Annotated in this window: 13 protein-coding genes; 12 read left to right on the top strand and 1 reads right to left on the bottom strand. The window is 54.9% G+C overall.

Annotated elements, in window-relative coordinates; translation table 11 throughout:
• Positions 1-134: 134 nt before the first annotated feature.
• From typA to PT279_RS06055, 4 genes are all read left to right on the top strand, one after another.
• Positions 135-2063, top strand: coding sequence for a translational GTPase TypA (typA, locus tag PT279_RS06070; RefSeq protein ID WP_277166501.1), 1929 nt, complete (start codon positions 135-137; stop codon positions 2061-2063).
• Between the two features lie 214 nt (positions 2064-2277).
• Positions 2278-2802, top strand: coding sequence for an alcohol dehydrogenase (locus PT279_RS06065; protein ID WP_277166500.1), 525 nt, complete (start codon positions 2278-2280; stop codon positions 2800-2802).
• Entirely contained in the window at positions 2799-3848 is a 1050-nt protein-coding gene (locus PT279_RS06060; protein WP_277166499.1) for a prephenate dehydratase domain-containing protein, read from the top strand. The genes PT279_RS06065 and PT279_RS06060 overlap by 4 nt, the downstream gene beginning before the upstream one ends.
• Entirely contained in the window at positions 3842-4918 is a 1077-nt protein-coding gene (locus PT279_RS06055) for a prephenate dehydrogenase/arogenate dehydrogenase family protein (protein ID WP_277166498.1), read from the top strand. Before PT279_RS06060 ends, PT279_RS06055 begins: the two co-directional genes overlap by 7 nt.
• A 92-nt stretch (positions 4919-5010) precedes the next feature.
• On the opposite strand, the gene PT279_RS06050 is transcribed toward PT279_RS06055, so the two are convergent.
• Positions 5011-5286 (bottom strand): DUF6725 family protein, encoded by a 276-nt coding sequence (locus PT279_RS06050; RefSeq protein WP_277166497.1) that lies wholly within the window; start codon positions 5284-5286, stop codon positions 5011-5013.
• A gap of 174 nt (positions 5287-5460) precedes the next feature.
• Between PT279_RS06050 and PT279_RS06045 the strand changes: the two genes are divergently transcribed.
• The 8 genes from PT279_RS06045 (at position 5461) to PT279_RS06010 (ending at position 14967) form a co-directional block, all read left to right on the top strand.
• The gene (locus PT279_RS06045) at positions 5461-5619 is read left to right on the top strand and encodes a hypothetical protein (protein ID WP_277166496.1); all 159 of its coding nucleotides are present in this window, start codon (positions 5461-5463) and stop codon (positions 5617-5619) included.
• The gene (locus tag PT279_RS06040; RefSeq protein ID WP_277166495.1) at positions 5588-6142 is read left to right on the top strand and encodes a hypothetical protein; all 555 of its coding nucleotides are present in this window, start codon (positions 5588-5590) and stop codon (positions 6140-6142) included. The genes PT279_RS06045 and PT279_RS06040 overlap by 32 nt, the downstream gene beginning before the upstream one ends.
• A gap of 49 nt (positions 6143-6191) precedes the next feature.
• On the top strand, positions 6192-7220 hold the full coding sequence (locus tag PT279_RS06035) for a tyrosine recombinase XerC (protein WP_277166494.1): 1029 nt from the start codon (positions 6192-6194) through the stop codon (positions 7218-7220).
• Positions 7221-7417: 197 nt separating this feature from the next.
• Positions 7418-9070 carry an ABC transporter substrate-binding protein gene (locus PT279_RS06030; RefSeq protein WP_277166493.1) on the top strand — a complete coding sequence of 551 codons (1653 nt, stop codon included), beginning with the start codon at positions 7418-7420 and terminating at the stop codon, positions 9068-9070.
• Positions 9071-9389: 319 nt separating this feature from the next.
• A complete protein-coding gene (locus PT279_RS06025) occupies positions 9390-11015 on the top strand; it encodes an alpha-amylase family glycosyl hydrolase (RefSeq protein ID WP_277166492.1) in 1626 nt (541 codons plus the stop codon).
• A gap of 139 nt (positions 11016-11154) precedes the next feature.
• Entirely contained in the window at positions 11155-12795 is a 1641-nt protein-coding gene (locus tag PT279_RS06020; RefSeq protein WP_277166491.1) for an ABC transporter substrate-binding protein, read from the top strand.
• A gap of 245 nt (positions 12796-13040) precedes the next feature.
• The gene (locus PT279_RS06015) at positions 13041-13967 is read left to right on the top strand and encodes an ABC transporter permease (RefSeq protein WP_277166490.1); all 927 of its coding nucleotides are present in this window, start codon (positions 13041-13043) and stop codon (positions 13965-13967) included.
• A gap of 22 nt (positions 13968-13989) precedes the next feature.
• Positions 13990-14967, top strand: a complete 978-nt coding sequence (locus PT279_RS06010; protein WP_277166489.1) for an ABC transporter permease — start codon at positions 13990-13992, stop codon at positions 14965-14967.
• Positions 14968-14979: the final 12 nt, after the last annotated feature.

The following is a 14979-nucleotide window of genomic DNA, read 5'->3' as shown; positions in this document are numbered from 1 at the left end:
GATTCCAAGGCTTTGCAAATAGCGTATCCGTGTCGGGATACGCGGATACTATTGTGAAGGTTTGTGTGTAAGTAGAAGGTTAGAGTAGTTCTATCTGATAGACACCCAAGAAAAGGTAATTAGGAGAGGCTTTTATGGCGGTACGTGGTGATATTCGGAATGTGGCGATCGTGGCTCACGTCGATCACGGCAAGACCACGCTGGTCAACGCGATGCTTCAGCAGTCGCATGTGTTCAGCGAACGCGAGGAAGTGCCGGACCGTGTGATGGATTCCAACGATCTCGAGCGTGAGAAGGGCATCACCATCCTCGCCAAGAACACTGCTGTACGTTACACCGGCCCGCTGGCCGCCAAGTACGGTGAACCCGATGGCATCACCATCAACGTCATTGACACCCCCGGCCACGCCGATTTCGGCGGCGAGGTCGAGCGCGGCATCTCCATGGTCGACGGCGTCGTGCTGCTGGTAGATGCCTCTGAAGGCCCGCTGCCACAGACCCGCTTCGTGCTGCGCAAGGCACTCGAAGCCAAGCTGCCGGTGATTCTGTGCGTCAACAAGACCGACCGTCCCGACGCCCGTATCGAAGAGGTCGTCAGTGAATCCACCGATCTGCTGCTGGGCTTGGCTCAGGACGTGAGTGAGGAAGGCGTGGACCTCGATCTCGACTCTCTGCTCGATCTGCCGGTCATCTATTGCGCCGCCAAGGCGGGATACGCCTCGGTCAACCAGCCTAAGAACGGCGAGCTGCCGGACAACGACAATGTCGAACCGATTTTCGACGCCATCATCTCCAACATCCCGGCTCCGGAATACGAAGAGGGCGCTCCGCTACAGGCCCATGTCACCAACATCGATGCCTCCGATTACCTCGGACGTCTCGGCCTGGTCCGCGTCTACAACGGCACGCTCGAAAAGGGCAAGCAGTACGGCCTTTCCCGTGTAGATGGCACCATTGAGAACTTCAAGCTCACCGAGATTCTGCGTACGCAGGGCCTTGAGCGTACTCCCGCAGAGAGCGCCGGCCCTGGCGACATCGTCGCGGTCGCGGGTGTGGACGACATCATGATCGGCGAGACCATCGTCGACAAGAACGATCCGAAGCCCCTGCCGCTTATCCATGTCGACGACCCTGCCATCTCCATGACCTTTGGCATCAACGATTCCCCGCTGGCCGGCCGCGAAGGCAAGGACCACAAGCTCACCGCTCGCATGATCAAGGACAGGCTCGACAAAGAGCTCATCGGCAACGTTTCTATCAAGGTGCTGCCGACCGACCGTCCTGATGCTTGGGAAGTGCAGGGCCGTGGCGAACTTGCGCTCGCCATCCTCGCCGAGCAGATGCGTCGTGAAGGCTACGAGCTGACCGTCGGCCGCCCACAGGTGGTCACCAAGACCATTGACGGCAAGCTCAACGAGCCTATGGAAGCCGACACCATCGACGTGCCCGAAGAATACATGGGCGCCGTCACCCAGCTCATGGCTGACCGCAAGGGCCGCATGGACTCCATGTCGAACCACGGTTCCGGCTGGGTCCGCCTGCAGTTCACGGTTCCTTCCCGTGGCCTGATTGGCTTCCGCACCGCGTTGCTGACCGCTACTCGCGGCACCGGTATCTCCAGCTCCATTTCTGCCGGATATGCTCCGTGGGCTGGCGAAATTTCGACCCGTCTGAATGGCTCGATGGTTTCCGATCGCGCCGGTACCGCTACTCCGTATGCGATGCAGCGCTTGCAGGCCCGCGGCAACTTCTTCGTCGAGCCGCAGTCCAACGTCTATGAAGGCCAGGTCGTCGGCATCAACAACAAGCCCGACGAGCTCGACGTCAACATCACGCTTGCCAAGCACATGACCAACATGCGCTCCGCCACCGCCGATGTGCTCGAGACGCTCACCCCGCCGATCAAGATGAGCCTCGAAGAGGCACTTGATTTCGCCAACGAGGACGAGTGCGTCGAGGTCACCCCCGAGGCCATCCGCGTGCGCAAGGTCATCCTCGACCGCGACGAATGGTACAAGTGGCACGCTCGTCAGCGTCGCCAGAACGCCAGCAAGGCCAAGTAAGGCTCATTCTTTTAGCTCAATGCGCACCCACCATCCAAAACAACGGATGTGGGTGCGCATTGTCATAATGCCCGACGTGCGGCATGCTGGTAAATCGTCGATAGACCGATTGACTGTGTCTTTTTACTTGGTTAGGGTCAAGCAAACAAGTAAAAAGGCACAATTGGGAAGATGTGATGCTGCCTTTGACCGCCCGATGGGGCATACTGGCACTATGACTTCTCCTGCCGTATCAGCCAAAACCGTCGCGCAAAAAGCGGATTTGCCGTGGTCGTATCAATACAATGCGTGGATTCGTGCGCTCATATGCATAGTGACGGGCATTGCGGCCGGGGTGTGCGGCACGCTGGTGCACCGGCTGGGAGCGCAATATAATGTGCCGATTGGTTTGATACTTGCCTTATTGATTATCGGTATTTCGGCCTGGAGCGCCCGCGCACGCAGCGGGGTAGTAGGCCTAGGACTGCATCTGATCGCTTCTTCCGGCGTCATCGCCGTTGCGTCGATTACCGCCACGTCGGGCGACATCCTTTTGCCGATGGGTTTCTATAGTTCACGCATTCCGTTCTTCAGCCAGAATGCGTTCTGGTTCTGGTTCTTCGGCATGATTGTCATCCAATTCGTAATGGTATTTCTTCCACGAAGCCTGTTCGTTATTCCTGCTCCTAAAAAGGCTTCCGTCGGCCGTCGTGATGCCGCACAGGCTGACAGTGCTTCCCGAGAGGTGGCACAGGCATGAGCGCTTTCGAAGAGAACACAAACGATAATAGAACAGGGCAAACGAAGCACTCCGTCCCGCACAAGCTGTTCTTCCTTGGCCCGCAAGGTTCATTCACGCATCAGGCGGCTGCGAGTGCGGCGGAGATGTTGGGTGAAGACGGCCAATATATTGCGCTGGTCGCACGTGAAAATGTTCCCTCCATCATCAGTGACGTCGAGGCAGGAGAAGGTTGGGGCGTCATTGCCTGGGAAAACAGCGTTGAAGGCTATGTCGTTCCGAATCTTGACGTCGTCATCGACGCGAAGGATCTGGCCGGTCTCAGTCGTCTGAGCGTGGATATCGCGTTCGATGCTTTCGTGCGTGCCGACGATGGCAAAGTGTGTGATGCGAATGAAGGCGAGCATACGCCATTGCATGAGATAACGGCGCACCCACATGGTTTGGCGCAATGTACAAGATTTGCTAGGGAGCATGATTTGACCCCGGTTCCCGCTTCTTCGAACGCTGCGGCCTGCCGTGACGTCAAGTCGGGACAGGTGGCGTTGGGGCCGGCCTTGTGCGGTAAATTATATGGTCTCAAAACGCTGGAACGCAATGTTCAGGACTTCGGCGGGGCCAATACCGATTTTCTTGTCGTGGCTCCCAGAGATGATGCTCGCTCGGTTTTGCAAGGGTATCGGCAGGCCGATATCGCTGATTTCGAGACGATTATCGCGGTGATTCCGTTGAGCACCGGCCCCGGTGTCATCGCCAAACTGCTTGATTCAGTGCGTGACGAGGGCCTCAACATGACCAGCCTCATGTCGCGGCCCATCAAGGGCCACGCCGGCACTTACAGCTTCATCATCACCCTGGATGCAGCACCATGGCAGTCCAATTTCAGCCATCTTCTTCATCAGATTGTCTCGGACGGCGATTGGGTCAAGACACTGGCCGTCTATCCGAGAGGCGAGCATCCGAACCCGCCGGTCGACACTTGGATGCTGCCGCAAGGCGGGATATGCCGCAAACGCTTGCATGCAAGCGATGTCGAGACGAAAGAGGAAAGGGAACTGCTGTGGTGAAAACGGTCGGGATTGTCGGTTTGGGGCTTATTGGCGGTTCGCTGGCGAGGCTGTTGACCCAACGAGGCGTTGAGGTCGTCGCTTTCAACCACAACGAAAAACCATATGCAGCCGCACGCCAGGACGGGATTGCCTGCATGGGCTCGTTAGAAGAACTCGCCGCAGCCAAGCCGGAGATACTTTTCCTGTGCAATCCGCTGAAGGCCATGCCCGAGATGTTGCGACGGTTGGCGCCGATGCTTGACCGCAAAGCAACCACGCTGAGTGATGTCGGCAGCGTCAAGGCCATGGTGCATCAGCAGGTCAAAGAAGCCGGTCTGGCTGATTGCTATGTCGGGGCGCATCCGATGGCCGGCACCGAGTTTTCTGGGTTTGCGGCCAGCGATCCGGCCATCTACGACAATGCGCTTTGGGCAGTGACAGTTGACGAATCCACCGATTACCAGCGTTTCCTCAAGGTAGCCACGCTGATTACCGGTGTGGCCGGCGACCGCATCATCGTTCTTGACGACCAGACCCACGACCGAGCAGCCGCGATGATCTCGCATGCGCCGCATGTCGTTTCGACCGCATTCATCAACGAACTGAGTCAAAGCCCGGATCGCAACATTGCCACTGCACTCGCCGCCGGTTCCTGGCGCGACATGACCCGAGTGGCCCTGACCGACCCTGAACGCACCCGCGCGATGATTGAGGAGAACGCGGACAACGTAGAAATGCTGTTGCGCGACCTTGCCGTCAGGCTCACCTCATTCGCTGATGATCTGCACTCCCACGATGACGGGGCGCTGAACCGGTTCTTCACCGCTGGCCAGCCGTTTCGTGACTACAAGCTGCGCGAAAGGAAGTTCGGCACGTCCGGAGAAACCGATGGTGGCGGCAATGACGTTGCCGCCCTCGAAACGGGTTCGGTCAAAGAAACCGAATCAGGAGCGGGGAAGCGCATCGTCATTGATGTTGCGAAGTCGGATTGGCAATGCACCTTCCTCGATTCCGCACGCCGCGGAGAACATGTCGTCCGTTTCATCCAACCCTGGCAGGTCGAGGTCGAGAGGCGTTCCGCCATTTGACCGATTTGTATTACAGTTTAGGCAGGCGTTGAAAATCAATCATGTTGTACTGCAAATTTTGCACCTGAGAATTGCGCCAGGTCTTGATCGTTTCATCTGCCGGTTGATTCGGGGCTGCGCTGATGCGGCTGTTTGCGCTCGGGGATCGGCTTCAGCGCAACAATGCGTTCGCGTGGGATATCAACATCCTGAGCCGGGCGTGACCCGTTGGCGGCAGGGTCACGTGTGATGCAAAGCGTGTTGCTGTCCCACGAGCGGACATGGCCGATGAAATCGCGGAACTGCTGACGGCCGGTCTGCGGATCGTGCCCGTCCAACGTGCGCACCATAAGCCGTGCCCCGGTAGGAATGGACTTTGGTAACGGCATGTTTTCCGCTTTCGTGAAGTTGATTTCGAATACTATCGTTAAGTTATTCGTTATCCACTATACGCAAACATTGTTGTAATCAGTCATTCCGTTCTTGTAAAGTGTAAGAACATTGTTTGGCACTAATTTTCTGAGCGTACCAGACTTTGTAAAACCAAAGGAAAGTGGGACAATATGGCACGAGATAAGATACTTGAGCGCGCCAAGGCGCCGACTGGCCGAAATCTTAAGCAAGATGAGTATTGGCAGTCTTTGGAACGTTCTTTTAATAAAGATTTTATTGAAGCGGCACGGGAGAAATATGACAAGCGAAAGCGACTGCCGCTGGACTGAAGCGTCTCCTGATTATAGAGGAAGACTGCAGCAATTTGCATGTGCCGCCCCTTTGGGCGGCTTTGCTTTAAATGCTGTGCGAAAACATAATCAATATTACGCAGAATATGAGTATGAGGTTCAATCCACGATACGGGATATGAGAGCGTGGGACCGCAAGAGTCAGTGGGTCGATATTTGTGTATCTCGCGAGAAGCAGGAACGTATCTGGTCTTTTGTTTGGTTCGGCGTTGTCGGTGGAACAAAAAGAGACTCGATGGGAACCTATATGATTGGTTATATTGCCAGATCTCTGGATGCAAAAGGTTGCCATTTCGGAGATTCGACGTTGAAGCATGCTCTTTCTGTCATGGAAAACAATCAAAAAGAAACTGGAAGAGACGCAGTTATTGGTGTGCGAATAGATCCTGACAATAAAAATAGCATGACACTTTTCAAGAGGAATGGATTTAGTGATACGGGCCGGGACCCAGAAGCAGAAGAATATCATAGATTAGTGCGATTTGGGTTTGATGAGTCTTAGTTGCTCGCGATATCGTAATGTGAAATACAATATTGAGGAAACAAAGTTTATGGAATATCGGCGTCAGATAAACCAGTTTCTTACCTTTCTCAAAGCCAACCGCGGGCTTTCCGATAACACGGTGAAGGCTTACCGCAGTGATTTGCTGGAATGTCTGGGTTTTCTTACCGATAGTGGCGTAACCACCCTAGACACGGTCAGACTCGAGGACCTGCGAGGCTGGATGGCCCACGAATCAGGCACTCACGCCCGCAGTTCCATGGCACGCAAAACCGTGGCCGTGCGCAACTTTTTCGCTTGGGCCGACGAGCACGATGTCATCGCCACCAATCCCGCCGCAACACTGATGACGCCGAAAATCCCGCAGACCTTGCCCACTGTCTTGAACGAATCCCAGGCCGAGAAGCTGATGGATAGTGTCGACGCCCAAGTTTCTCCGAAGCCCAAAGACGAGGCGCTCGCCCTGCGCGATGCCGCGATGGTGGAGCTGCTCTACGCCACCGGCATTCGCGTCGCTGAGCTCACCGGACTCGATATCAGCGATGTCGCTTTCGATACTAGGACCGTTCGTGTCACCGGCAAAGGAGACAAGCAACGCGTTGTGCCGTTCGGGGCGCCCGCTTGCCGTGCGCTTGAAGCATGGCTTTCAGATTCGGGGCGGCCGGTCTTATTTAAAGCTGGAGACCAATCCAAATCGGGAAAAATTGTTTCTAAAAAAGTAAAACTGGCTAAAACTGCAAGCGCCGCTGATGGCGCAAGTGTTATTAAGGGTAGAGGAGAAGCCGATAAATCCAACGATTCGAAAGCTGCGTTGTTTCTCGGGGCTCGCGGGGCGCGCATCGATCAGCGTGTGGTGCGTGAGGTGGTCCACGAGCAGGCCGAAAAAGCTGGGGTGCCCGACATCGGCCCACACGCTTTGCGCCACAGCGCGGCGACCCACCTGCTCGACGGCGGTGCCGACTTAAGAGAAGTGCAGGAGATGCTTGGTCATTCCTCCCTGAAAACCACGCAACGTTATACACATGTTTCCATCGAGCAATTGAAGTCGCGGTATCGCCAGGCTTTTCCGCGAGCGTAACGATAGGATTTGCTTTTTTTATATAGACATTCAATGGTCTCCATGAATTTTTGCTGTTCATTTTTTGAAAACGGGCTTGCATAATCCATAAGCTAGCGTATAACTTGAAATGCAAAGCAATGAGGTTGGCGACTATGCCGGCCTTTTTTGTTTGAAGTGCGGGTTTCTGCACAAAATACAAAGATAGGAGAAATCTTATGAAGAAGAAAGGTCTGGCACTCGCGGCGGTAGCCTGCTCAGTGGCCATGCTTCTTAGTGCCTGCGGTGGCTCCGGCTCTGGCTCTTCGTCGAGCTCATCGTCCAAGGGCGGCAGCAACATCATTATTGCTTACAGCAGTGAACCGCAGAATCCGCTGGTCCCCGGCAACACCAATGAGAGTGAAGGGGCAAAGCCCATTCAGCTTGCCTTCTCGGGTCTGATTACTTTTGATTCCAAGGGCAATCCGAAGAACGAGGTCGCTCAGTCGATCACTCCGAATGCCAATTCGACCCAATACACCGTCAAGCTCAAGCCGGGCTGGAAATTCACTGATGGCACTCCTGTCACTGCCGAGTCCTTCACGAAGGCTTGGAGCTATACGGCCAACGCGAAGAACGCACAGAAGGGTTCTTCGTTCTTCTCCACTATCAAAGGTTTCTCCGACCTGCAGAAGCCTGATGGCCTCAAGGGTGACGAGCAGCTTTCCGGTCTCAAGATCGTCGACGACAAGACCTTCACCGTCGATATGGCACAGCCCGATTCGACTTTCCCGATCAAGGTAGGCCATTACGCCTTCGCGCCTCTGCCCGCCTCCTTCTACAAGGATCCCAAGGCGTTCGGCGAGAAGCCGGTTGGAGATGGCCCCTACAAGGTCGTCGCGTGGGACCACAGCAATGACATTAAACTCGTGAAGAACAAGGATTACAAGGGTGTCCAGCCTGTCAAGAACGACGGTGTCACCTTCAAGATCTACACCAAGGATGATGCGGCCTATGCCGACGTTCAGGCCGGCAAGCTTGACGTCATGGAAACCGTCCCTGCTGCCGACAGCAAGTCCTTCCGTACCGATTCCAGCGTCCAGCCTTACAACAAGCCTGGTTCCGTCAACCAGATGTTCACCATTCCTTCCGATCTCAACCACTTCAAGTCCGGCACCGAGGAAGGTACCCTGCGTCGTCAGGCGATTTCCATGGCGATCGACCGCAAGACCATCGTCAACAAGATCCTCAGTGGTCTGGGCGTGCCGGCCGATGATTTCACCTCGCCGTTGACCCCTGGCTACAAGTCCGGCCTCAAGGGCAGCGAGAACCTCAAGTACAACCCGACCAAGGCCAAGGAACTCTGGCAGAAGGCCGAAGCCATCTCCAAGGACACCGAACCCCTCACCTTCGCTTACAACGCTGATGGCGGGTCCAAGCCTATTTTCGACGCTGTTGTCAACTCCATCAACAACGCGCTCGGTTCCAAGGTCGCCAGCACCAATCCGATGCCGACCTTCCAGCAGTTCCGTGATGCGGTGGGCAACCACTCCATCAAGGGCGCGTTCCGTTCGGGCTGGCAGCCGGATTATCCCTCGGCTGAGAACTACCTGTTCCAGAACTTCGCTTCCGGCGCTGCCGATGGCAACGGTTCGAATGACGGCGGTTACAAGAACCCGAAGTTTGATGCGCTGATCGATCAGGCTTATGCGGCCAAGGATCAGGATACGGCCAACGGCTTCTATACCCAGGCTCAGGAGATTCTGCTCAACGATCTGCCCGCCATCCCTATGTATTATAAGAACAATGATGGTGTCGCTTCGACCAAGGTCAATGGATTCGAAATGAATTGGCAGGGCGAGCCTGTCTACGGCGAAATAACCCGTAAGTGAGACGACCTTTTAGCGTGATCCTTCGGCTTTATGTCGCTTTATCCGTAAGGGATTGATTCGCCGGGGATTATATCGGTCGCCAATAAAAGGAAGCACATGCTTTTGTCATGTGCTTCCTTTTTTGTTGGAATCCAACGGTTTGTGTAAAGAAACACCGGGAGGGTTGCCTGGGCGAGAAAGCCTTGTGGCAAGTCGTCAGCGGTGCATGGGTTAAAACAATCGCTATAGGTGTGTCTGATTAAATGCCTCGGATATAATTCTTTGTAGAGAATACGATGTTATTTCGTTTCATCGATGGCGAGAGAAGGGAAAACCCGGTATGTCGATTACCAAGACACCGTCGTGGCTTCAGGATGCAAGATTCTATGAGATCTACCCACAGAGTTTTTACGACAGCAACTGCGACGGTATAGGGGATTTGCCTGGTATCACCGAAAAACTCGATTATATTCATGACTTGGGCTGCAACGCCATCTGGATCAATCCATGCTTTGATTCCCCGTTCAAGGACGCCGGTTACGATGTCCGGGACTACAAAAAGATAGCCCCCCGCTACGGCACCAATCAGGATATGGTCGATCTCTTCGAAGCCGCACACAGCAAAGGGATGCATGTGCTGCTCGATTTGGTTCCCGGACATACCAGCGAGGAACATGAGTGGTTCAAGGCAAGCCAATTGGCCGAACGCAATGAATTCTCGGATCGCTATATATGGACAAACGGGGCTTTCGAACGCTATACGATGCCGTTTGTCGGCGGTGAATGTCCGCGAGACGGTGCCTATATCCTCAATTACTTCAAATCGCAGCCCGCATTGAATTATGGTTTCGGCAGACGTGACAGGGCCTGGCAGATGTCCCCTGACTCCCCGGCCGCACGGGCGACACGCAACGCCATGGTCGATGTCATGCGTTTTTGGCTTTCCAAAGGATGTGATGGTTTCCGCGTGGACCTGGCCGATTCGCTGGTCAAGAACGACGATGCGGACCACAGTTGGACGGTCGCGGCCTGGAGGCAGATGTTCGCCACCATCAGACCTGAGTTTCCCGAGGCCGCATTCGTCTCCGAATGGTCGAATCCCAAGCAGTCCTTCGCTGCCGGCTTTGATATGGATTTCTATCTCGACAACCTCGACGGAGGCCAGTCCGACACCAAGGAAGGCAACGGGTACCACAAGCTGGTGCGCAACATCCTGACTTGGGAGGGCAAAAAGCAAAATCTGAGCTACGTCAAAGCCGAAAGCAGCACCGGCATCGGCGCGTTTCTTTCCGATTATCTTCCGCTTTACCGGTCCGGCGAGGGCAACGGCTATTTCTGCATGATCACCTGCAACCACGACACCAACAGGATCATGCCGATGCTTTCACAGCGCGAGTACAAGCTGGTGCTGGCAATGATACTGACCATGCCGGGGGCGCCTTTCATCTATTACGGCGATGAAATCGGCATGAATTACCTCGAAACCTTGCCTACCAAAGAGGGCGGCTACCGAAGGACCGGCACGCGTACGCCGATGCAATGGTCTTCCGACAAGAACCTCGGCTTCTCGCAGGCGGACCCCGATTTGCTTTATCTGCCGGTCGATTCTTCGCCCGATGCTCCCACTGTGGCCGAGCAGCTGCACGATGACGATTCGCTCCTTAACTGGACCAGGAGTCTGCTTCATCTTCGTGATGACCATCCAGCACTGTCGGCAGGTGCGGGCTTCGAGGTTCTCGCGGCGCCGGATGATGGAAAGTCGTTTGTCTATCGACGCCTTGGCGAGGATAGCGGTGACCTCGTCATCGCTCTGAATCCCGGTTTGGAAAACGAAACCGTCACGATCCATATGCCGCGGCAAGGGGCCGGGAACGCCCTTGTCTCTCTGGGGCAGGTTGCTCTGGACGATAACGGCATACTGCGATTGGGGCCGCAAAGTTGCTGTGTTTTCGGCTTCAACAGGTGATTCGCATGTATCCGTCTTACCGTTCGTGAAGATGTGAAGAAGCCCTGCTTTCCTCTTGTTAAAGGCTGATTCGTCAGCAAAATGATGTTTTTGTTTCCATCGGTTATGCAGAAGTAACCACAACAAAGGAGAAAAATCAATGAAGAAGAAATCTCTGGCATTGCTCGCTATCAGCTGTTCGATGGCGATGCTTTTGGGGGCCTGCGGCAGCTCGTCGTCCGGCGGCAATTCGTCCGCGGCCAACGACCATACGATCACCGCATATCTGACCGAACCCAACAACCCGTTGGTTCCCGGAGATACCAATGAGACCGGTGGCGGCAAGCCCATTCAGCTTGCGTTCTCCGGGCTGATCTACTTCGATGCCAAAGGCAATTCCAAGAATGAAGTGGCCCAGTCCATCACTCCCAATGCCGACGCCTCGCAATATACCATCAAGCTCAAGCCGGGCTGGAAATTCAGCGATGGTTCCGCAGTGACCGCCAAGACCTTCACACGGGCATGGAGCTATGTCGCCAACGTGAAGAACGCGCAGAAATGCTCTTCCTTCTTCTCTACCATCAAGGGTTATGATGACCTGCAGAACAAGGACAGGGTAAAGGGCGACGAGCAGCTCAGCGGGCTCAAGGTCATCGATGACCAGACGTTCAGCGTGGACATGGCCAAGCCGGATTCGACATTCCTGCTTCGTATTGGTCTGCCTTCCTTTTCCCCGCTTCCTGATGCTTTCTATAAAGACAAGAAGGCATTCGGTGAGAAGCCGATCGGCAATGGCCCCTACAAGGTCGACAAATGGGATCATAACCATAGCATCAAAATGGTGAAGAACCCCTATTACAAGGGTGGGCAGACGCCCCAGAACAACGGCATCACCTTCAAGATCTACACCACTCCGGATTCGGCTTTCGCAGATGTGCAGTCCGGCAATCTCGATGTCATGGACACCATTCCGGATTCCGCGCAGAAGACCTTCCAAAAGGATTCCTCGGTTAAACCCTTCAACAAGCCGGGTTCGACCATTCAGATGATTGACATCCCTTCATATGTCGAGCATTTCAAGACAGGGACCCAGGAAGGCACACTGCGTCGCCGCGCGATTTCCATGGCGATCGACCGTAAGGCCATCGTCGACAAGGTGCTTGGAGGCCTTGGCAAGCCGGCCCGTGACTTCACTTCTCCGCTGACCCCCGGATTCAATGCCAATCTCAAAGGTGTTGAAAACATAGAATACAATCCGAAGAAGGCCAAGGAACTCTGGAATCAGGCCGAAGCCATCTCGCATGATCCCAACCCGTTCACCATCTCCTACAACAGTGACGGCGGCACCAAGGCCGTGTTCGACGCCATCGTGAATTCCGTGAACAACGCCATCGGCTCCAAGGTCGCGCAGACCACGCCGATCCCCACGAACCAGGAGTTCCTCAAGCCCATCTATGATCACACGATGACCGGTGCCTACAGGGCCGGTTGGGCGCCGGATTATCCTTCGGCCGAGAATTACCTCTTCCAGAACTTCGCCAGCGCCGCTGCCGATGGCAACGGTTCGAACAACGAACAGTACAAGAACCCCAAGTTCGACCAGTTCATTGACCAGGCCTATACGGCTAAGAGCGTCGATGCCGCCAACAAGCTATACAGCCAGGCCCAGGAGATCCTTCTCGAGGACCTCCCGGGAATCCCGCTGTACAACAAGGCCAATGTCGGCGTCTGCTCGAGCAAGGTCAAGGGCTACCAGATGGATTGGAAGAGCCAGCCTGTTTACAACGAACTCAAGAAGTGAGGTAAGTCAATAACTGCAACTGCACGGCTTTGTTGTTTTGTGCGCCAAAGTTCAGGCTTGCCCGAAGACGTTAGCTTTGGCACCGGCCGTATATGAATAAGTGTCAAAGTCGACCGAATACGGATGCATGAGTCATCTTTTCGGTCGACTTTGACGTGTGTGTGAGTTAAAGTAGCAAACATGTGTTTATGAGTCGACTATTTGTAAATTTCGAATTTGGCCGATTCCAAAATAAGGAGTAACCGATGGGTAAGTATCTTCTGCGCCGTATCCTGCAGATGATCCCTGTGGTTCTCGGCACGACATTGTTGGTTTATGCGCTTGTCTTCGCGCTGCCGGGCGATCCGGTAAAAGCGATGTTTGGAGACAAACCCGTCAACCAGGCGGTGGCCGCCCAGATCCGCGCCGAGTATAATTTGGATAAGCCGTTCATTATCCAGTACCTGCTGTTCCTCAAGAACGCGTTGACGTTGAATTTCGGCAACACGTTTGCCGGACAGCCGGTTATCGATGAGATTGGCCGGGCATTCCCGGTAACCATCAAGCTGGGGTTGATGGCTTTTGTATTTGAAGCGCTTTTCGGTGTTGCCTTCGGCATTGTGTCCGGTTTGAAGAAGGGCAAGTGGTATGACTCCGTCATCCTTATCGTCTCCCTGCTTCTGATTTCCGTGCCTACTTTCGTCACTGGTTTCCTTGGCCAGTATTTCATTGGTGTCAAATGGCGCATCCTTCCGGTGACCGCCGGCAACGACCCTGGATTCATCGATCTGCTGATGCCTGCCATGGTGCTTGGCTCGGCTTCCATGGCCTATGTCATCAGACTTACACGTTCCGAAGTCTCTTCGAACATCGCCGAGGATTATGTGCGCACTGCCCGTGCCAAGGGTATGAGCAACCGTTCGGTCATCGTCCGTCATGTGCTGCGCAACTCCATGATTCCCGTGGTCACCTATCTGGGGCAGGATCTTGGAGGTCTTATGGGAGGCGCCATGATTTCGGAAACGATCTTCAATATTCACGGCATCGGTTTCCTTACCTATCAGAGCATTCTCAAGGGTGAAAGCAACATGGTCGTTTCCATCGTCACCTTGCTGACCTTGATATTCGTGGTCTGCAACCTCGTTGTCGATATGCTCTACGCGGCCCTCGATCCCCGTATCCGTTACGCGTGAGTCTGGAGTGTGAATAAGATTTATGAGTGACAACACTATTCAACAAGCCAAGGCTTCCTCCCGCATTCTGCCGGGCCAGGAGCGCTATGTCGCCCCCGCCGGCAAGGTGGAACTGCAGGATGTCGATTCCGTCGATGAGTCGATGCCGGCCACGAACATGTGGGCGGATGCATGGCGCACGTTGCGACGCAATCCTTTGTTCATCGTTTCCGCGATTCTGATTGTCTGCATCATCTTCGTGGCGTTGTTCCCGGGGGTATTCACCCACCGAGACCCCAATTTCTGCCAACTCGATCATTCGCTGGAAAAGTCAAGCCCAGGGCATCCCTTCGGCTATGACACGCAGGGTTGCGACGTGTTCACCAGAACCGTCTACGGGACGCGGACCTCGCTTTCCGTGGGTATTCTTACTGCGATCCTCGTGGTCATTTTCGGTTCTGTGATCGGCGCCCTCGGAGGATTCTTCGGAGGCTGGGTCGATGCCCTGCTGAGCCGTTTCACGGATATCTTCATGGCCATCCCCATGCTGCTCGGTGCCATCGTTGTATTGCAGATGTTCCGTACCTCGGGTTCCATCTGGAAGATCGTCCTGGTGCTGACCCTGTTTGGCTGGACACAGACCTCGCGTATCGCGCGAAGTGCCGTGATGGAGACCAAGAACCTTGAATTCAACACCGCTGCGACGGCGCTGGGTTCCACCCCGGGCCGCAATCTGCTCAGACATATCATGCCCAATTCCTTCGCTTCGATTATCGTCATCGGAACCACTTCGTTGGGTTCCTACATCGTTTCGGAAGCGACCCTGAGCTTCCTCGGCATCGGCTTGCCGACAACCACCGTGAGTTGGGGCGGCGACATCTCCAACGCGCAGACCATCCTGCGCACCGATCCTTCGGTACTCTTCTATCCATCGGCCGCGCTGGCCATTACGGTGCTTGCCTTCATCATGATGGGCGATGCCGTCAAGGACGCGCTTGATCCCAAGAGCCGTACGGCGTGAGTGTAGAGGAAA

The organism is Bifidobacterium sp. ESL0784, assembly GCF_029433295.1.
In the GTDB taxonomy this organism is placed as follows: Bacteria; Actinomycetota; Actinomycetes; order Actinomycetales; family Bifidobacteriaceae; genus Bifidobacterium.
The sequence above is the reverse complement of the archived record's forward strand: the minus strand, read 5'-3'. Positions and strand labels throughout refer to the sequence as shown.